Raw genomic sequence first — 18,205 nt, forward strand, 5'->3', positions numbered from 1 at the left:
GGGGCCGAAGGAAGCGTCCGTTCCTTGAGAACTCAACAGCGTGCCAAAAGTCAACGCCAGATATGTTGATACCCCGTCCGGGCGGCAACTCTTTGTTCGCTGCCGGGATGAGGTTCCTTTGAAAAAGCCCTCCCGTGCCACCGTTTCGGTGGCGGTCGGGAGGCAATCTTACAGCGAGGACGCTGTGCGCAGCCTGGATTATTCCTCCGGGCTGCGCCGCTCTTGCGTGAAGCATTCACGGAGAGTTTGATCCTGGCTCAGGACGAACGCTGGCGGCGTGCTTAACACATGCAAGTCGAACGATGAACCTCTTCGGAGGGGATTAGTGGCGAACGGGTGAGTAACACGTGGGCAATCTGCCCTGCACTCTGGGACAAGCCCTGGAAACGGGGTCTAATACCGGATACGACCATCTCGGGCATCCGATGGTGGTGGAAAGCTCCGGCGGTGCAGGATGAGCCCGCGGCCTATCAGCTTGTTGGTGGGGTGATGGCCTACCAAGGCGACGACGGGTAGCCGGCCTGAGAGGGCGACCGGCCACACTGGGACTGAGACACGGCCCAGACTCCTACGGGAGGCAGCAGTGGGGAATATTGCACAATGGGCGGAAGCCTGATGCAGCGACGCCGCGTGAGGGATGACGGCCTTCGGGTTGTAAACCTCTTTCAGCAGGGAAGAAGCGCAAGTGACGGTACCTGCAGAAGAAGCACCGGCTAACTACGTGCCAGCAGCCGCGGTAATACGTAGGGTGCGAGCGTTGTCCGGAATTATTGGGCGTAAAGAGCTCGTAGGCGGCTTGTCACGTCGGATGTGAAAGCCCGGGGCTTAACCCCGGGTCTGCATTCGATACGGGCAGGCTAGAGTTCGGTAGGGGAGATCGGAATTCCTGGTGTAGCGGTGAAATGCGCAGATATCAGGAGGAACACCGGTGGCGAAGGCGGATCTCTGGGCCGATACTGACGCTGAGGAGCGAAAGCGTGGGGAGCGAACAGGATTAGATACCCTGGTAGTCCACGCCGTAAACGTTGGGAACTAGGTGTGGGCGACATTCCACGTCGTCCGTGCCGCAGCTAACGCATTAAGTTCCCCGCCTGGGGAGTACGGCCGCAAGGCTAAAACTCAAAGGAATTGACGGGGGCCCGCACAAGCGGCGGAGCATGTGGCTTAATTCGACGCAACGCGAAGAACCTTACCAAGGCTTGACATACACCGGAAACGGCCAGAGATGGTCGCCCCCTTGTGGTCGGTGTACAGGTGGTGCATGGCTGTCGTCAGCTCGTGTCGTGAGATGTTGGGTTAAGTCCCGCAACGAGCGCAACCCTTGTTCTGTGTTGCCAGCATGCCTTTCGGGGTGATGGGGACTCACAGGAGACTGCCGGGGTCAACTCGGAGGAAGGTGGGGACGACGTCAAGTCATCATGCCCCTTATGTCTTGGGCTGCACACGTGCTACAATGGCCGGTACAATGAGCTGCGATACCGCGAGGTGGAGCGAATCTCAAAAAGCCGGTCTCAGTTCGGATTGGGGTCTGCAACTCGACCCCATGAAGTCGGAGTCGCTAGTAATCGCAGATCAGCATTGCTGCGGTGAATACGTTCCCGGGCCTTGTACACACCGCCCGTCACGTCACGAAAGTCGGTAACACCCGAAGCCGGTGGCCCAACCCGTAAGGGAGGGAATCGTCGAAGGTGGGACTGGCGATTGGGACGAAGTCGTAACAAGGTAGCCGTACCGGAAGGTGCGGCTGGATCACCTCCTTTCTAAGGAGCACTTCTCGGCCGGCAGGGGGTAACTCCTGGTGGTCCAGAGGCCAGAACACCGGCGAGTGTCCGGTGCTGGTTGCTCATGGGTGGAACGTTGACTATTCGGCGCATCACGGTTGCTGCTGCTAGTACTGCTCTTCGGAGTGTGGAACGCGGTGGGGGTCGGGGTGTGCCGGGCGCGCTGTTGGGTGTCTGAGGGTACGGGCTGTGAAGCTTGTGTCCTTTGGTGCCGGTCCCGGTGTACTCATTCCGTGTGGGGTGGGGTGGCGGGTGGCTGGTCGTTGTTTGAGAACTGCACAGTGGACGCGAGCATCTGTGGCCAAGTTTTTAAGGGCGCACGGTGGATGCCTTGGTACCAGGAACCGATGAAGGACGTGGGAGGCCGCGATAGGCCCCGGGGAGCTGTCAACCGAGCTTTGATCCGGGGGGTGTCCGAATGGGGAAACCCGGCAGTCGTCATGGGCTGTCACCCATACCTGAACACATAGGGTATGTGGAGGGAACGCGGGGAAGTGAAACATCTCAGTACCCGCAGGAAGAGAAAACAACCGTGATTCCGGGAGTAGTGGCGAGCGAAACCGGATGAGGCCAAACCGTAGGCGTGTGATACCCGGCAGGGGTTGCGCTTACGGGGTTGTGGGATCGTACTTCGATGGTCTGCCGGCCATCGGGCGAGTCAGAAATTGTTGGTGTAGGCGAAGGGCATGCGAAAGGCCCGGCGTAGAGGGTAAGACCCCCGTAGCCGAAATGTCAGCAACTTGCTTGTGCGACACCCAAGTAGCACGGGGCCCGAGAAATCCCGTGTGAATCTGGCGGGACCACCCGCTAAGCCTAAATATTCCCTGGTGACCGATAGCGGATAGTACCGTGAGGGAATGGTGAAAAGTACCGCGGGAGCGGAGTGAAATAGTACCTGAAACCGTGTGCCTACAAGCCGTGGGAGCGTCGCGCATCGGACTTGTCCGGTGCGTCGTGACTGCGTGCCTTTTGAAGAATGAGCCTGCGAGTTTGCGGTGTGTTGCGAGGTTAACCCGTGTGGGGAAGCCGTAGCGAAAGCGAGTCCGAATAGGGCGATTCAGTAGCGCGCTCAAGACCCGAAGCGGAGTGATCTAGCCATGGGCAGGTTGAAGCGCGGGTAAGACCGTGTGGAGGACCGAACCCACCAGGGTTGAAAACCTGGGGGATGACCTGTGGTTAGGGGTGAAAGGCCAATCAAACTCCGTGATAGCTGGTTCTCCCGAAATGCATTTAGGTGCAGCGTCGTGTGTTTCTTGCCGGAGGTAGAGCACTGGATAGGCGATGGGCCCTACCGGGTTACTGACCTTAGCCAAACTCCGAATGCCGGTAAGTGAGAGCGCGGCAGTGAGACTGTGGGGGATAAGCTCCATGGTCGAGAGGGAAACAGCCCAGAGCATCGACTAAGGCCCCTAAGCGTACGCTAAGTGGGAAAGGATGTGGAGTCGCAGAGACAACCAGGAGGTTGGCTTAGAAGCAGCCATCCTTGAAAGAGTGCGTAATAGCTCACTGGTCAAGTGATTCCGCGCCGACAATGTAGCGGGGCTCAAGCGTACCGCCGAAGTCGTGTCATTGGCACATATACCCCTAACGGGGGTGCTGATGGGTAGGGGAGCGTCGTGTGCCGGGTGAAGCCGCGCCGGAAGGCAGTGGTGGACGGTTCACGAGTGAGAATGCAGGCATGAGTAGCGATACACACGTGGGAAACGTGTGCGCCGATTGACTAAGGGTTCCTGGGTCAAGCTGATCTGCCCAGGGTAAGTCGGGACCTAAGGCGAGGCCGACAGGCGTAGTCGATGGACAACCGGTTGATATTCCGGTACCCGCTTTGAAGCGCCAGCGCTGAACCTTCTGATGCTAAGTCCGTGAAGCCGCCGGCTGAGTCTTCGGACGAGGTCGGAGTGGTGGAGCCGACGATCCAAGGGGGTAGTAGGTGAGTGATGGGGTGACGCAGGAAGGTAGTCCAGCCCGGGCGGTGGTTGTCCCGGGGTAAGGGTGTAGCCCGGAGGGTAGGTAAATCCGTCCTCCGTGTAAGGGTGAGACCTGATGCCGAGCCGATTGTGGTGAAGTGGATGATCCTATGCTGTCGAGAAAAGCCTCTAGCGAGTTTCATGGCGGCCCGTACCCTAAACCGACTCAGGTGGTCAGGTAGAGAATACCGAGGCGTTCGGGTGAACTATGGTTAAGGAACTCGGCAAAATGCCCCCGTAACTTCGGGAGAAGGGGGGCCATTGCTGGTGATCGCCCTTGCGGTGTGAGCTGGTGGTGGCCGCAGAGACCAGCGAGAAGCGACTGTTTACTAAAAACACAGGTCCGTGCGAAGCCGTAAGGCGATGTATACGGACTGACGCCTGCCCGGTGCTGGAACGTTAAGGGGACCGGTTAGTCATGATTCGTCATGGCGAAGCTGAGAACTTAAGCGCCAGTAAACGGCGGTGGTAACTATAACCATCCTAAGGTAGCGAAATTCCTTGTCGGGTAAGTTCCGACCTGCACGAATGGCGTAACGACTTCTCGACTGTCTCAACCATAGGCCCGGTGAAATTGCACTACGAGTAAAGATGCTCGTTTCGCGCAGCAGGACGGAAAGACCCCGGGACCTTTACTACAGCTTGATATTGGTGTTCGGTTCGGCTTGTGTAGGATAGGTGGGAGACTGTGAAGCCCGGACGCTAGTTCGGGTGGAGTCGTCGTTGAAATACCACTCTGGTCGTGCTGGATGTCTAACCTGGGTCCGTGATCCGGATCAGGGACAGTGTCTGGTGGGTAGTTTAACTGGGGCGGTTGCCTCCTAAAGGGTAACGGAGGCGCCCAAAGGTTCCCTCAGCCTGGTTGGTAATCAGGTGTTGAGTGTAAGTGCACAAGGGAGCTTGACTGTGAGACCGACGGGTCGAGCAGGGACGAAAGTCGGGACTAGTGATCCGGCGGTGGCTTGTGGAAGCGCCGTCGCTCAACGGATAAAAGGTACCCCGGGGATAACAGGCTGATCTTCCCCAAGAGTCCATATCGACGGGATGGTTTGGCACCTCGATGTCGGCTCGTCGCATCCTGGGGCTGGAGTCGGTCCCAAGGGTTGGGCTGTTCGCCCATTAAAGCGGTACGCGAGCTGGGTTTAGAACGTCGTGAGACAGTTCGGTCCCTATCCGCTGTGCGCGTAGGAGTCTTGAGAAGGGCTGTCCCTAGTACGAGAGGACCGGGACGGACGAACCTCTGGTGTGCCAGTTGTCCTGCCAAGGGCATGGCTGGTTGGCTACGTTCGGGAGGGATAACCGCTGAAAGCATCTAAGCGGGAAGCCTGCTTCGAGATGAGGACTCCCACCCCCTTGAGGGGTTAAGGCTCCCAGTAGACGACTGGGTTGATAGGCCAGATATGGAAGCACCGCAAGGTGTGGAGTTGACTGGTACTAATAGGCCGAGGGCTTGTCCTCAGATGCTCGCGTCCACTGTGTTGGTTCTGAAACAACGAACTGTGTTGCCGTCCGGTTCGTGCAGTTTCATAGTGTTTCGGTGGTTATAGCGTGAGGGAAACGCCCGGTTACATTCCGAACCCGGAAGCTAAGCCTTTCAGCGCCGATGGTACTGCAGGGGGGACCCTGTGGGAGAGTAGGACGCCGCCGAACAATTCTTGAGATAGAAAGCCCTGTGGGGGACTCCGGTTCCCCACAGGGCTTTCTCACGTTTGAGGACCTTTCCCCGCCCGGGTGATGAGAAGGTTTGGTGGTTTCTCCGGAGAGAGGTCCCGTCGCCGGTGCCCCGGCGGTCTCAGCCGGCCGGGAAGTGCCGGGGCCAGCGGGCTCGGGCCTGCTCCTTGGAGCGGAGCAGGGCCAGTGTGGGCATGCCCCGCTCGCTGCCCGAGCTCAGGAGCCCGGGGAGCTGCGGGAGGGGAGCCGACCCGTGCGACGTCGTCCAGGACGACGGTAAGTGGTGGGTCGAGCCGGCCGGCGGATGACCGTTCGGCCATGCTCCGGCCGTGCTCGACCACGTTCGAGGCGAGTGCGGTGAGGAACGGCATCGCGCCCGGGTGGGTCCGCGGGTCCTCGATCGCTTCGCCCATGACGTAAAGCGTTCCCCCTTCGGCGACGAATGACTCCAGTGCGAGGGAATCCGCCCGGGTCGGGTTACACGCGTTGCGGATGTGGACAGAGGAGAGCGCCGAAAGGGCACGGGCCGTCAGCTGCAGGGCCATGTCCCGGCGTTCCGGGTGCGCGGTGAGCGTGGCCTCCAGTTCGCCGGCCGAACCGGCGGCGGCGCGTCGGTTGGTGCGGAGGATGCGGACCGGCTCATGGGCGGAGCTTCCGGAGGCCCAGCGGTGGACCTGGCGGATCGGACGGTCGTCCACGGCGGCGGCGTGCAGCCAGCAGCGCAGCAGGGTCTCCGCGGCGTCCGCGGTGGCGGAGTCGAGGGCGTGCTGCGGCCGTACGGGGGCGAGCAGGGCGGCCGCGCGCGACGCTGCGGTCCCGCGTGTCTCGCAGCCACTGACGGGCGACCAGCGGAGCCGGGAGGGGGTGTCGAGCTGCTGCCCGGGGTCATAGACGTGCGTGGGGCCCAGTTTGGCGCGGGCGTCCTTGCTCTCGGTCCAGAGAGCCGGGTCCGAGGTGACGACCAGGAGAGGGCCTTCGGCGTCCGCGACGGCGCGCAGGGCCAGCCGGAGGCGGTCCCGGGTGCCGTCGATGCCGAAGAAGTGGAGGCCGTCGGTGACGTGGGCGGAGGCGTCAACTCCAGCCGGGGCGCCGGGGAGTGTGGGGTGCGGGCCGCCGTTCTGCGGGCCGTACGCCGTTCCCGGGCGGGTGGTGCCGGATGCGGCCGGACTCTGCTGGGCAGCGGCGGTCTCACGGCATGCGGGGATACCGGTGAGGTTCTCTGCGGCGGGGTCGCCCGGGGTGATCGTGCCCGGTGTCCCGGGGTGGCGATGCCCTGGACAGGCGCGGGCGGTGAGGGGTGCGGGGCGGTCGCAGGGCCCGGGGAGGCTGTGCTCGGGCCGTGGCGGCCGGGAGCCGGGGCCGAGGGGCCGGGCTGTGCGGGGCGGCGGCTGGGGTGCGCGTTCCGTACGGGGCACCGGCACCGGCGTGGCTCGGTGTGCCGTTTGGGGCGGCGGCGGGTGGGGGCGCCCGGGCCGGGTGGTCCGGGACCCTGCGGGGGCGTCTTGCCGGTGGGGGTGGCTTCCGGGGCCGGTGAGCCGAGCCCGGCCGGGTGTCCGCCAGGGGTGGGCGCGGCACCGGTGGGGGCGTTCGTCTGCCCGTTCGCGGGGTGCGGCGGGCCGGCGGAGAGGTCACGGGCGGCTGCGTCCCCGGCGCGGGCCTTGGGTCCGTCCGGACCGTTCCGCCCGTTCGGGCCGTGCTGCCCGTCCGTACGGCCGGTGCGGCCCGTGTGGTCCGGACCGGCCGTGTGGGGTCTGCGGCGGGTGGCGCGCCAGCGGGCGACGGTGCCGATGGCGAAGACCGCCAGCACCGTGAGCACCATGATCTCGCCGATGAGGAGGCCCCAGAAGAGGCCGGGCCCGGACAGTTCTCCCGCGGCCCGGGGCCAGGCGGCGGCCAGATCGCCCGGGTCCGTCAGCAGGTGCCGCATGGCGAGGGGGGTTTCGGTGAAGCCGGCGCCCGAGGGCCAGGAGCCGTGGGCCAGCAGTCCGGAGAGGCCCGCGGCCGACCAGACCAGCACGGTGAGGGTGACGAGGAAACCGAGCAGGCCGACGAGGAGCCCGTCCGGGATGCCGCCGCTTCCGCCGCTTCCGTCACTCCCGGGCCGGCGCTCGGCGCCCCTGCTCCCTGCCGCCATGCTCAGGCCACCGTGGACTCGGAGGAGCCGACCACCTCGTCCTCGAGGTGCTGCTCGACGGCGAGCGCCGCGCGCTCCTCGGCCTCCGCCTCGGCGGCCTGTTCCAGGGCCAGCGCCTCGTCGCTCAGGGAGGAGGACTCGGTCATCGCGCGGTCCGTGTAGACGAGGGGGCGTTCGGTCTCGGTGATGAGGTGCTTGACGACCTGCACATTGCCGTTGACGTCCCAGACGGCGATGCCGGGGGTGAGGGTGGGGATGATCTCGACGGCCCACCGGGGAAGGCCGAGTACCCGGCCGGTGGCCCGCGCCTCGTCCGTCTTCTGGGCGTAGATGGTGCGGGTGGAGGCCATTTTGAGGATGGCCGCGGCCTCGCGCGCGGCTGCGCCGTCGACGACGTCGGAGAGATGGTGGACGACGGCGACGAAGGAGAGGCCGAGTCGGCGGCCGAACTTGAGCAGTCGCTGGAAGAGCTGTGCCACGAACGGGGAGTTGATGATGTGCCAGGCCTCTTCCACCAGGAAGATGCGCTTGACCCGGTCGGGGCGGATCCAGGTGTGCTCCAGCCAGACGCCGACGATGGCCATCAGGATCGGCATGGCGATGGAGTTGCGGTCGATGTGCGAGAGGTCGAAGACGATGAGCGGGGCGTCCAGGTCGATGCCGACGGTCGTCGGCCCGTCGAACATGCCGCGCAGGTCTCCGTCGACGAGCCGGTCGATGACCAGGGCGACGTCCAGGCCCCAGGCGCGGACGTCGTCGAGGGCGACGTTCATGGCCTCGGCGGACTCCGGCTTGGGATGCCGCAACTGCTCGACGATGTCGGTGAGGACGGGCTGGCGGTCGGTGATCGTCCGGGTGACGAATCCGTGGGCGACCTTGAGGGCGAAGCCGGAGCGTTCGTCGAGCCCGCGCCCCATCGCGACCTCGATGATCGTGCGGAGCAGGGCCAGCTGGCCCGTGGCGGTGATCGAGGGGTCGAGCGGGTTGAGCCGTATGCCGTCGTTGATCGCCGAGGTGGGGTCGAGCCGGATGGGGGTGATCCCCAGTTGCTCGGCGATGAGGTTCCACTCGCCGACGCCGTCCTCGCCCTGGGCGTCCAGGACGACCACCTGCCGGTCGCGGAAGCGGAGCTGGCGCAGGACGTAGGTCTTCTCCAGCGCCGACTTGCCGTTGCCGGACTCGCCGAGCACCAGCCAGTGCGGGGCCGGGAGCTGCTGGCCGTAGAGCTGGAAGGGGTCGTAGATGTACCCCTTCCCCGAGTACACCTCGCGTCCGATGATCACTCCGGAGTCGCCGAGGCCGGGGGCGGCGGTCGGCAGGTAGACGGCCTGGGCCTGGCCCGTGGAGGTGCGCACGGGCAGACGCGTGGTTTCCACCTTCCCGAAGAGGAAGCTGGTGAAGGCCTCGGTCACGGCGGACAGCGGATCGAACACGGCAGTGCCCCTAACGTCGGATGCCGGTCGCGAAGGGCAACGTGTTCACGAAGGCCCGGTGGTGTTCCCGGTCGCACCACTCCAGCTTGAGATAGGACTTGCCGGCCGAGGCGCGGATGGTGCGCTTGTCGCGGGCGAGCGCTTCGGGGGAGCGGGAGGAGACGGTGATGTAGCCGACGAGGTTGACGCCCGCCGCGCCGCTGGCGAGATCCTCGCCGCGCTGGTCGAGACGGCCGTGGGCGGCGATGTCGCGCGGGTCGACGGTGCGGTTCATCTTGGCCGCGCGGCTGGCCTCGGCCTCGTCGTTCGTCTTCTCCGTCAGCATCCGCTCGATGGCGACCTCGGTGGGTTCCAGGTCCATGCAGACGGCGACCGTGCGGATCACATCGGGGGTGTGGACGAGCAGCGGGGCGAGGAAGTTGACACCGACGGGGGTCATCGGCCACTCCTTCACCCAGGCCGTGGCGTGGCACCAGGGGGCCCGGGTGACCGACTCGCGGGTCTTGGCCTGGAGGTACGTCGGCTCCGTGGCGTCCAGCTCGGCCGGCCAGGCGTTGCGCTTCGTCATGGCCTGGATGTGGTCGATCGGGTGGTCCGGGTCGTACATGGAGTGGATGAGGGAGGAGAGCCGCGCCTGGCCCAGCGGCTGCCGGACGCGGATGTCGGCCTCGGCGAGACGGGCGCAGATGTCGGTGAGTTCCCGGGCCATGACGACGGCCAGCCCGGCGTCCTTGTCGAGCCGGCGCCTGCCCCCCGCCGCGCGGGCCGCGCGGGCCATGGCGTGCGCCTCGGCGGCCAGTTCGCGGTTGTAGTGCATACAGGCGACGAGATAGGCCCGGTGCTGCTCGGAGGAGGTGGAGACCATGGACTGGAGCTGGTCGTACGAGTCCTGGAGCCAGTGCGGGGCCCTGCGGTCGCCGCGCCGCTCGACGTCCTTGGCGTGTGCGTCGGGGTCGGCGGGGAGGGTGCGGGCGAGCATCTGGATGCGCGTCACGAAGCCGTCGCCGTTGGCCACGTGCTTGAGGAGCGTGCCGAAGCGGTCGACCAGCGCCTCCTGGTCCTCGCTGTCGCGGAGCCCGACGCCCGGGCCCTCGATCTCGATGGCGGCGGTCACGGTGCGGCGGTCGGCGTGCAGCAGCACCGCGATCTCGTCCGGGCCGAACGGCGCGGAGAGCCAGTTGATCCGGCCGATGCCGGGGGGCGGGCCCACCTCGACCTCGCGCCCGTCGAACCGTATGCCCGCCTCGGCGGCGGCGGAGCGGTAGGTGGCCCCCTTCTTCACCTGCCGCTTGTAGGAGCGCCGGATCTCGAACCACTTGTAGAACGTCCGGTGCTTGTACGGCACGTAGACGGCGGCCAGGGCCAGCGCCGGGAAGCCGGTGAGCAGTGTGATGCGCAGTGACAGCACGGGGACCAGCAGACCGCACATCATGCCGAGGAACGCACCCGCGATGATCAGGGCGATCTCGCCGGTCTCCCGGTTCTTGCCGATGATCGCGTTCGGGCGGGCTCTGCCGATCAGATAGGTGCGCCGCGGCGCGATCGGATGGGACTGGGTCGTCACGTCCGCTCACCTCCTGAGGAATTGCCGGTGGCCCGGTCGCGTGCGCGGGGCACGGCCGCGGCCGGCGTACCGCCGCCCGTCCCGCCGGACGAGCCGCCGCGCGAACTGTGGGCGGCGACGCCGCCGGAGACCGCGGAGGCCGGCCGGGGCTCGGGCCGGGACGGGGCCGCCGCCTCGCCGCCGCCTCCGCCGCCGCGGGTGCTGTGGGTCTTGATCCCCTGCTTGACCAGGGCGGCCGGGGACGAGATCAGGGCGGCGGCCTGGGAGCCGTCGGTGGCCGTCTTGCGGTTGGTGCGGGCGGAGACGATGTCGTCACCGAAGCCGGGGACGAAGCGGTAGATCATCGCGCTGGCGAAGATGGCCAGCAGGATGATGGCGAGCCCGGAGACGACCGCGGAGAAGGCGTTGGGGCCGTCCTCGCTGGCGCTGAGGGCGCCGGCCAGTCCGAGCACGATGACGATGACGGGCTTGACGAGGATGACGGCGATCATGATGCCCGCCCAGCGGCGGACATGGCCCCACATGTTCTTGTCGACCAGCCCGGCGTAGACGACGACGCCGAGCAGGGCGCCCGCGTAGAGGAGCGCGGCCCGGATGACGAGTTCGAGGTAGAGGATGCCCGCGGCGAGCACGGAGACCAGGCTGACGATGATCAGCATGATCGGTCCGCCGCCGATGTCCTCGCCCTTCTTCAGCGCCTCGGCGAAGGAGCCGAAGAAGGTGTTCGTGTCGTCGGAGGTGCCGGAGGCGATCACCTCGGTGAGGCCGTCGGTCGCGGACACCACCGTGTAGAGGATCAGCGGGGTGAAGGCGGAGGCCAGGACGGTCAGCCAGAGGAAGCCGACGGCCTCGGTGACCGCCTCGGTGAACGGCACTCCGCGGATGGCGCGCTTGGCGACCGCGAACAGCCAGAGCAGCAGGGTGAGGACGGCGGAGACGGCGAAGACGACCGCGTACTGCTTGAGGAACTCGGTGTTGGTGAAGTCGACCTCGGTGGTCTTCTCGACCGCCTCGGACAGCTTGTCGACGACGAAGGCGGCGGCGTCGGCGCAACCCTTGGCGAGGGAGGAGAGGGGTCGAGGGGTTGGAGAGGGAATCGGCGGGGGTGCTGCCGCCCGATCCGTCCTCGCGTTCGCAGAACTCCGCGGCTCCGCCGCGCAGCCCTTCACAGGCATCGCCGTCTTCCGTGGGGCCGGGTGACGGCTCGGCGAGCGCCCGGGTCGCCGTGAGGGCGAAGAGAGCTTGAGCACTTGTGAGTGCTGCCGCGAAGGTGAGCACGCGGCGGGGATTACCGGGCATAGGTGAACCCTCCGAACCCTTCGACGGCCTCGGCCATCTCTTCGGCCGACGACGCGACCTGGTCACGGCCGACGGGTGTCGGACCGTCCTTCTCCTGGAAGTCGGCCACCTTCCAGTCGTTGTCGAGCCACTGGAGTTCGAGGGTGTTGGTGTACCAGCCTTCGGTTACCGGGTTCTTGGACCCCTCACCGGCGAGGCCGAACAACTGGGAGTACCAGACGGCCACGGTGGCGGAGTCGTTGCCGAACTTCTCCACCTTCGTGCCGACCGGGTTGGCGCGAGCGACGAACGTCATGCCCTCGGGCGCGCTGCCGTCCGACTCCAGGCCGATGCCGGCCAGGAACTTCTCGCGGGAGTACGCCCTGTCCAGTTCGGTCCGGCGCTCGCTCGCCACGCGCGGGCTGTAGACCGTTTCCACGATGTCCCGGCGGGTTTCCGCGTCGAACATCCCGTCCCCGCTCAAGGCGACGACGTAGTTGGCCGCCGCCGACTCCGCGCCCTGTTCCGTGCGGGGGAAGCCCGTGGCGATGCCGGCCTCGGAGCCCGTCACGGGGCGTTCGCCGGTGGGGTCCGTCGCCCGGGTGGCCGGGCCGCCCTTGCCGTCCTTTCCGGGGCTCTCCCCGCCGCCGTCGCCGCGGTTGGCGAAGGCGATGGCGGCGATCAGCAGCACGACGACGCCGACGACACCCACGAGCCCGCGCGGGGAGCGGGAGGAGCGCCTGCCGCCGCCGTAGGTGCCGGTGCCCGGCTCGTCGGGCAGCCGGGTGCGGGTCTGGTGGCCGCCGGGTCCGTCGCCCGGGTGGTCGCCGCGGTATCCGCCGTCGCCGTGGCTCATGCGGGGTACGACCTCTCGGAGGCGGCCCGGGGGCACGTGCCGCGGGCAAGGCCGGAGGAGTGGGGGTGCGGCACCGGCCCCGATGGTTTCCGCCGGGGCGGGGTGTGGTGAGTGGACATCAGAAGGACGCAACCTCTGCCGGTGGGCACGACGGACGGGTGGGACGGGGCATCGGGACGCACCGCTCCCGTCGAGGGGCCGGGGAGCGGGCGCCGGAGTCGCGGACGCGCGGGCCGGCGTCGCTACACGGCCATGCCGTAGACGATGGTGAACAGGGTGCCGAGGGAGCCGATGATGAAGACGCCGGTGAGCCCGGCGACGATCAGTCCCTTGCCCTGTTCCGCGCTGAAGGTGTCGCGCAGTGCCGTGGCTCCGATGCGCTGCTTCGCCGCGCCCCAGATCGCGATGCCCAGGCAGAGCAGGATGGCGATCGCCATCACGACCTCGATCATGATGCGGGCCTCGTTGCCCAGACTCCCGAACGGCCCCCAGTCGGGAGCGATGCCGCCGATGATGGTGGTGATGTCGCCCTTTTCGGCTGCCAGGAACATTGTGAAACTCACCGCCCCTAGTGGGTAGTTGTGCGCCCCTGCCGGATGGCACGGGTCCGCTCTCTATCTTCACCGACGATTCCTCCGCCGGGCGTCGCCTTGGTGGCATTTATTGGCGGATCCCGCGCGGATCTGCGGGAGTTGCACCACCGGAGGTCACCCGCCGTACCGGCCGAGCCGTGTTTTGTCACTCTGTGTATCACGCTGGGTGACGTCCGGCAACGGCCTTTGACGGACGATCACTCCACGAAGTGGTCGAACTCACCTGCCTTGACGCCCTTCACCCAGGCGTCCCACTTGGCGGGGGTGGTGGTCACGATCTTCTCGGGGCTGGTGCTCTGTCTGATGTGGACCATCCCGTCCGGCCCGACGGCCACTTCGAGGTACTCCTCCTGCCCGTCCTCCACGAAGCTCGGCCGCTGCCAGTCGAGTTCCGGCATGATGTCCTTCCTTGACGTGCCATCGGGCCCGGAACCGGCGTCCCGGTCGCGGGTCCCGGTCTCCCTCGCATGGGACCGCGCCGCCGCTCCCAGGTCAAGGGCGACCCGTGGGTCTGCCTCCGTGCCCCCGGCCATGCGCCCGGGTGTTCGAGCGTGACCCCCGGTGCGCCGTCGCGGGCACCGGGGTGCCGGCTGTACCGTTCAGCGTCGAACAGCCGCTGGAATGCCGGGTTTTGGGGAATGGTGGAGGCATGCGGAAGGTCTGGCTGGGCGTCGGCGTCGGTTTCGGGCTGCTCTCGTGCTTCCTCGGGCTGCTGGTGATCGGGGTCTACACCGCGGCGTCGAACCTCGTCGGCGGCGGAAGCGTGCGGGGCCTGGCCGAGAACGCCGTCCCGGCCGCGTACCGGGCGCTGGTGGACCAGTGGGGCCGGCGCTGCTCGCAGATCAGCCCGTCGCTGCTGGCGGCGCAGCTGTACCAGGAGAGCGGCTGGAACCCGAAGGCGCAGAGCCCCGCGGCCGCGCAGGGCATCGCGCAGTTCATCCCGGGCACCTGGTCGACGCACGGCGTGGACGCCAACGGCGACGGCCGGGCCAATGTCTGGGACCCGGAGGACGCCATTCCGTCGGCCGCCCTGTACGACTGCAAACTGGCCTCCTACGTGAAGGACGCTCCGGGGGACCCGACCGCGAACATGCTGGCGGCGTACAACGCGGGCCCGTACGCGGTCCTGAAGTACGACGGTGTGCCGCCGTACCGGGAGACGCAGAACTATGTGAAGCGGATCACGACCCTCGCCAAGAGCTTCGAGGCGCCGGCGGCCAGGGTGCCGGCGTCGGGGCGGGCGGCCGGGGCGATCTACTACGCGAAGGACAAGCTGGGGACCCCGTATCTCTGGGGCGGCGACGGGACGGCGGAGGACGGCGGTCGGTTCGACTGCTCGGGGCTGACGAAGGCGGCCTACGCGAGCGTCGGGATCGAGCTGCCCCGGGTGGCCAACGACCAGTACAACGCCGGAGCCCATCCGTCGCGGGACGAGCTGCTCCCGGGCGATCTGGTGTTCTTCTCCGACGATCTGACGGACTCGCGGGCGATCCGGCATGTGGGGATCTATGTCGGCGGCGGCTATATGATCAATGCGCCCTACACCGGCGCCGAGATCCGTTACGACAAGATCGACAGCCCGGACTACTTCGGTGCCACCAGAGTGACCGAGGACGGCGCGGCGGCCCTGCCCCGGCGGGATTCCGCTTAGCGGGCGCGGCGGCGACGCGCGGGCCCGGCCGGCCGGCGGCTGGCCGCCGGGCCGTGGCTGACGGCCCGTAGAGTGACGGATGAGGTCGCGCCTCCCGGACTCCCCGCGAGTCCGCGTCGTTGAACTGCGACGACGGGTCACCCTTCGGTAACAGCCCGATGCCCGTTCGGTGGAGAGCGGAACACCCGGCCGGTCCCCGCCGTTCTCCGGCCGGGACAGCGGGAGGCGACTCCTCTTTCTGACGGGGGCGGCGGATCGACGGACATCAGCAAGCGCTAGAGACAAGGGGCCGTGGCACATGGCTGGACTGGAGGCGGGGTCACCGGTGTCGGAGACCACGGGAGAGCCGGGCCCCGATGTGGACCTGCTCTACGACATCAACGGCCTGACGGCCGGCACCCCGCACTGGTTCGACCGGGTCATGGAGTGGACCGGCGAGTACGGCACCGTCTTCGCGCTGCTGCTGCTGGCCGTCTGGTGCTGGTGGTCCGTCAGGAAGCGGCCGGACGCGCCGCTCGCCGTGGCCGGTCTGGTCTGGGCGCCGCTCGCCACCGGTCTGGCGCTGCTGGTCAACATCCCCATCCGCAACTTCGTCGAACGCCCCAGACCCTTCCTCGACCACCAGGGCCTCGAGGTCCTGGTGGACGGGAAGACCGATTACTCCTTCGTCAGCGACCACTCCACGATGGCGATGGCCATGGCGGTCGGCGTCTTCGTCGTGCACCGCAGGTTCGGGCTGGCGGCGATCTTCCTCGCGGTGCTGGCCGGCTTCTGCCGGATCTACATGGGCGTGCACTACCCGACCGATGTGATCGGCGGCTTCGCCCTCGGCACGGCGGTCACCCTGCTGCTCGCGCCGCTGGCCATGGCCATGCTCACCCCGCTGACCCGCACGGTCGCGGGTTCGCGGGCCGGCTGGCTCGTCCAGAGCCGCGCCGCCCGCGCTGCCGGGCCCCGGGGCGGCTCGACGGGCACGCACCCGGCCGAGGACCACGAGAGCAACCTCGCGGCCTGAGCCCCCGCGCGAACCCGCACACCCGCGCGAGCCCGAGCCCCTGCGCCCCCTGTCACCGCAACCGGTACGGGGAACCGGTACGGGCCGCACGCGCCACCGTCGCCGGGGACCCGGCCCGGCCGCGCGCCACGGGACGGCTGCGGACGTCAGGCCGCCGGCCCGGACACATCCCGCGCCGCGGTGTTCCCCGGATGCGACGCGGCGTCCGCCCGCGCCTTCGCGCGGGCCCGTCTCGCGGGGCCGGCCCAGCCGCAGGAGCAGCGGGCCAGGGTGAACGCCCCTCGTTCGGTGGTCTCGGTCAGATGGTCCTCATCCCGCACGGAGCGGTCCTCAGGAGCTTGCCGGCGCACCCCGCCACGGTACCGCCGTAACGACCGGCCGGGCGCGGTCGTTGGCAATTCACCGAGTTACCGCGGGTCTCCTGGGGGTGCGCAGCCGATGGTGGTGCAGCGACGCAAGGTCGGGGCTGTCGTGCTCGGCCTGGCGGCCGGCCTGACGGCGGGCTGTTCCGGCCCGGGAGTGGTGGCCGCCGACGAGCGGTCGGCGGCCCGCCATCTCGCCCTGGTGCAGCGCACGGCCGATGTGCTGGTGCGGTCCGGGAGTTCCCGGGCCCGTACGTCCCTGGAGACCGCCAACGGCGGTACCCGGGTCACCATCCGGGGTGCGGGCGGTTTCGACTACGGCGCCCGGCTCGGCCGGCTGACGGTGATCCTGCCGGCGGATGCGGCGGGCGAGACGGGGCACCGGCCGGTCACCGAAGTCCTCGCGCCCGGCGAGCTGTATCTGAAGAACCGCGGCGCGGGGGTGCCCGCCGACAAGTGGGTGCGGATCCACACCGCCGCGCTGGCCGACGGGAACCTGGTGACGGGCGGTGCGACGGACCCCCTGGCGGCGGCCGAGCTCCTGCGCGGCGCCCGCGAGGTGACGTATGTCGGCGAGGCCCGGGCGGAGCGGGACGGCACGCTCGTACGCCACTACCGGGGCACGGCGGACATCCGCCGGGCCGCAGCACGGGCGGCGCACGTGCGCGGGGCCCTCCGCGCCGCGGCGCGCGGTTTCCGCATCCGTTCGGTGCCGTTCGACGTCTTCCTGGACGAGCGGGGGCGGCTGCGGAAGGTCCGGCACCGCTTCACCTTCTCCCGGAATCTCGGGGGCGGCGCGGAGTTGCAGGTGGTCTCCACGACCGTGCTGTACGCCTACGGGGCGCGGGTGGACGTGGAGCTGCCGCCGGAGCGGGACATCTACTCGGGGGCGGTCGCCGTGACCGGTGCCTAGAGCCCCGAGTGCGCCCGGGGGTACGCCCCGCGCACCGGCGGGGGTACCCGGTGGGGCGGGGGTAAATGGTCCGTCCGTGCCATGCGCGCTATGTGTCCGGCTCCCTACGCTGGGCTGTGCGCGAGGACGAGCGGTCGGAGCTCGTGGAGGAGGAGGTGACACGGGTGTCGATGTCCTGCCATATCACCCGGAGGGTCCAGGACCATCTGGCCCTCGCCGAGATCGAGCTGTGCGGGGAGCTGATGATCGCGGCTTCGGCGGCGGTGGAGGAGCGGCTCAGCCCGGACCGCATCGACGAGGTGCTGAAGGTGGGCGGGAAGCCGCCGGGCCGGCGGGGCCGGTGCATCGCCCCGCGGGGCGACTGAGCCGTCTCCCCGGGCGGGGCGGTCCCCGGCGGGGTTCCGGGCGCACGCGCGGCTCCCGGCGCGGCGCCCCGGATGCGCCAGGGCCGGGACGGTCGTCCCCGTACGCGCTCCCTGCGCCGGGCGCATATCCCGTACGTTCTCCTCGGGCTCCTCGGGCTCCTCGGACTCCTCGGGCTCCGGGGGCCGGCTCTCAGGTGCGGAGCAGGCGGGCGATGGCCGCGGTCGCCTCGGCCACCTTGGCGTCGATCTCCGGGCCCCCCTCGGCGGCGGCCGCGGCGACGCAGTGCCGCAAGTGTTCTTCGAGGAGCTGGAGCGCGAAGGACTGGAGCGCCTTGGTGGAGGCGGAGACCTGGGTGAGTATGTCGATGCAGTAGACGTCCTCCTCGACCATCCGCTGGAGGCCGCGGACCTGGCCCTCGATCCGGCGGAGCCGTTTGAGGTGCTGGTCCTTCTGCTGGCTGTAGCCGTGCACGCCGGTCTCCGTGGCTGTCATGGCGTCCTCCCGTGGTGGCGCGAGGCGCTCGGCCTCATCGGTGGTGAACCGGGCAAGGCGGCGGAACCGGCGCAACCGGCACATATACCCCTGCCCGGTATAGGGTACCGGATTTGGAAGCGGGTTCCC

11 protein-coding genes, 3 rRNA genes and 2 pseudogenes are annotated in these 18,205 nt (G+C 68.0%); 7 read left to right on the plus strand and 9 right to left on the minus strand.

Annotation, left to right across the window (positions count from 1 at the left end):
- The first annotated feature begins 234 nt into the window (after positions 1-234).
- The 3 genes from E4N63_RS17340 to rrf all read left to right on the plus strand — a co-directional run bounded on the left by E4N63_RS17340 (position 235) and on the right by rrf (position 5,398).
- A 16S ribosomal RNA gene (locus tag E4N63_RS17340) occupies positions 235-1,760 on the plus strand.
- 320 nt (positions 1,761-2,080) lie between these two features.
- Positions 2,081-5,206 (plus strand): 23S ribosomal RNA (locus E4N63_RS17345).
- Positions 5,207-5,281: 75 nt separating this feature from the next.
- Positions 5,282-5,398: ribosomal RNA gene (gene rrf, locus E4N63_RS17350) — 5S ribosomal RNA — on the plus strand.
- Together the 16S, 23S and 5S rRNA genes form the textbook arrangement of a ribosomal RNA operon.
- Before the next feature lie 142 nt (positions 5,399-5,540).
- On the opposite strand, the pseudogene E4N63_RS17355 reads toward rrf, so the two are convergent.
- From E4N63_RS17355 to E4N63_RS17390, 7 genes and pseudogenes are all read right to left on the minus strand, one after another.
- Positions 5,541-6,411: pseudogene (locus E4N63_RS17355) on the minus strand (hypothetical protein); the annotation flags it as partial.
- 1,144 nt (positions 6,412-7,555) lie between these two features.
- Positions 7,556-8,986, minus strand: a complete 1,431-nt coding sequence (locus tag E4N63_RS17365) for an ATP-binding protein (protein WP_125625703.1) — start codon at positions 8,984-8,986, stop codon at positions 7,556-7,558.
- 10 nt (positions 8,987-8,996) lie between these two features.
- A complete protein-coding gene (locus E4N63_RS17370; protein WP_125625704.1) occupies positions 8,997-10,550 on the minus strand; it encodes an SCO6880 family protein in 1,554 nt (517 codons plus the stop codon).
- Positions 10,547-11,849: pseudogene (locus tag E4N63_RS17375) on the minus strand (hypothetical protein). The gene E4N63_RS17370 and the pseudogene E4N63_RS17375 overlap by 4 nt, the downstream one beginning before the upstream one ends.
- The gene (locus E4N63_RS17380) at positions 11,839-12,684 is read right to left on the minus strand and encodes a hypothetical protein (protein ID WP_230241102.1); all 846 of its coding nucleotides are present in this window, start codon (positions 12,682-12,684) and stop codon (positions 11,839-11,841) included. Before E4N63_RS17380 ends, E4N63_RS17375 begins: the two are co-directional and overlap by 11 nt.
- 242 nt (positions 12,685-12,926) lie before the next feature.
- Positions 12,927-13,235 (minus strand): hypothetical protein, encoded by a 309-nt coding sequence (locus E4N63_RS17385; RefSeq protein ID WP_019707132.1) that lies wholly within the window; start codon positions 13,233-13,235, stop codon positions 12,927-12,929.
- Positions 13,236-13,474: 239 nt separating this feature from the next.
- Complete coding sequence (locus tag E4N63_RS17390) at positions 13,475-13,675, minus strand: DUF397 domain-containing protein (RefSeq protein WP_125625707.1); 201 nt, start codon at positions 13,673-13,675, stop codon at positions 13,475-13,477.
- A 251-nt stretch (positions 13,676-13,926) separates the two neighbouring features.
- Between E4N63_RS17390 and E4N63_RS17395 the strand changes: the two genes are divergently transcribed.
- Together E4N63_RS17395 and E4N63_RS17400 are read left to right on the plus strand one after the other, a co-directional pair.
- Positions 13,927-14,928 carry a bifunctional lytic transglycosylase/C40 family peptidase gene (locus E4N63_RS17395; RefSeq protein WP_125625708.1) on the plus strand — a complete coding sequence of 334 codons (1,002 nt, stop codon included), beginning with the start codon at positions 13,927-13,929 and terminating at the stop codon, positions 14,926-14,928.
- 298 nt (positions 14,929-15,226) lie between these two features.
- Complete coding sequence (locus E4N63_RS17400) at positions 15,227-15,943, plus strand: phosphatase PAP2 family protein (protein ID WP_125625709.1); 717 nt, start codon at positions 15,227-15,229, stop codon at positions 15,941-15,943.
- 146 nt (positions 15,944-16,089) lie between these two features.
- On the opposite strand, the gene E4N63_RS17405 is transcribed toward E4N63_RS17400, so the two are convergent.
- Entirely contained in the window at positions 16,090-16,263 is a 174-nt protein-coding gene (locus tag E4N63_RS17405) for a hypothetical protein (RefSeq protein WP_185831319.1), read from the minus strand.
- Between the two features lie 118 nt (positions 16,264-16,381).
- On the opposite strand from E4N63_RS17405, the gene E4N63_RS17410 reads away from it, so the two are divergent.
- Positions 16,382-17,218, plus strand: a complete 837-nt coding sequence (locus E4N63_RS17410; RefSeq protein ID WP_125625710.1) for a hypothetical protein — start codon at positions 16,382-16,384, stop codon at positions 17,216-17,218.
- A gap of 170 nt (positions 17,219-17,388) precedes the next feature.
- Positions 17,389-17,583, plus strand: a complete 195-nt coding sequence (locus tag E4N63_RS17415) for a hypothetical protein (RefSeq protein WP_039820188.1) — start codon at positions 17,389-17,391, stop codon at positions 17,581-17,583.
- Between the two features lie 190 nt (positions 17,584-17,773).
- Here E4N63_RS17415 and E4N63_RS17420 read toward each other — a convergent pair whose 3' ends face one another.
- Positions 17,774-18,076, minus strand: coding sequence for a metal-sensitive transcriptional regulator (locus tag E4N63_RS17420; RefSeq protein ID WP_019707125.1), 303 nt, complete (start codon positions 18,074-18,076; stop codon positions 17,774-17,776).
- Positions 18,077-18,205: the final 129 nt, after the last annotated feature.

It is taken from the genome of Streptomyces sp. MNU89, assembly GCF_020982505.1.
Taxonomy (GTDB): domain Bacteria; phylum Actinomycetota; class Actinomycetes; order Streptomycetales; family Streptomycetaceae; genus Streptomyces; species Streptomyces xinghaiensis.

Coding starts and splice junctions, on each gene's coding strand:
- E4N63_RS17380 (WP_230241102.1), bottom strand. CDS start 12,684: ATGAGCCACGGCGACGGCGGATACCGCGGCGACCACCCGGGCGACGGA.
- E4N63_RS17385 (WP_019707132.1), bottom strand. CDS start 13,235: ATGTTCCTGGCAGCCGAAAAGGGCGACATCACCACCATCATCGGCGGC.
- E4N63_RS17390 (WP_125625707.1), bottom strand. CDS start 13,675: ATGCCGGAACTCGACTGGCAGCGGCCGAGCTTCGTGGAGGACGGGCAG.
- E4N63_RS17395 (WP_125625708.1), top strand. CDS start 13,927: ATGCGGAAGGTCTGGCTGGGCGTCGGCGTCGGTTTCGGGCTGCTCTCG.
- E4N63_RS17400 (WP_125625709.1), top strand. CDS start 15,227: ATGGCTGGACTGGAGGCGGGGTCACCGGTGTCGGAGACCACGGGAGAG.
- E4N63_RS17410 (WP_125625710.1), top strand. CDS start 16,382: ATGGTGGTGCAGCGACGCAAGGTCGGGGCTGTCGTGCTCGGCCTGGCG.
- E4N63_RS17415 (WP_039820188.1), top strand. CDS start 17,389: ATGTCCTGCCATATCACCCGGAGGGTCCAGGACCATCTGGCCCTCGCC.
- E4N63_RS17420 (WP_019707125.1), bottom strand. CDS start 18,076: ATGACAGCCACGGAGACCGGCGTGCACGGCTACAGCCAGCAGAAGGAC.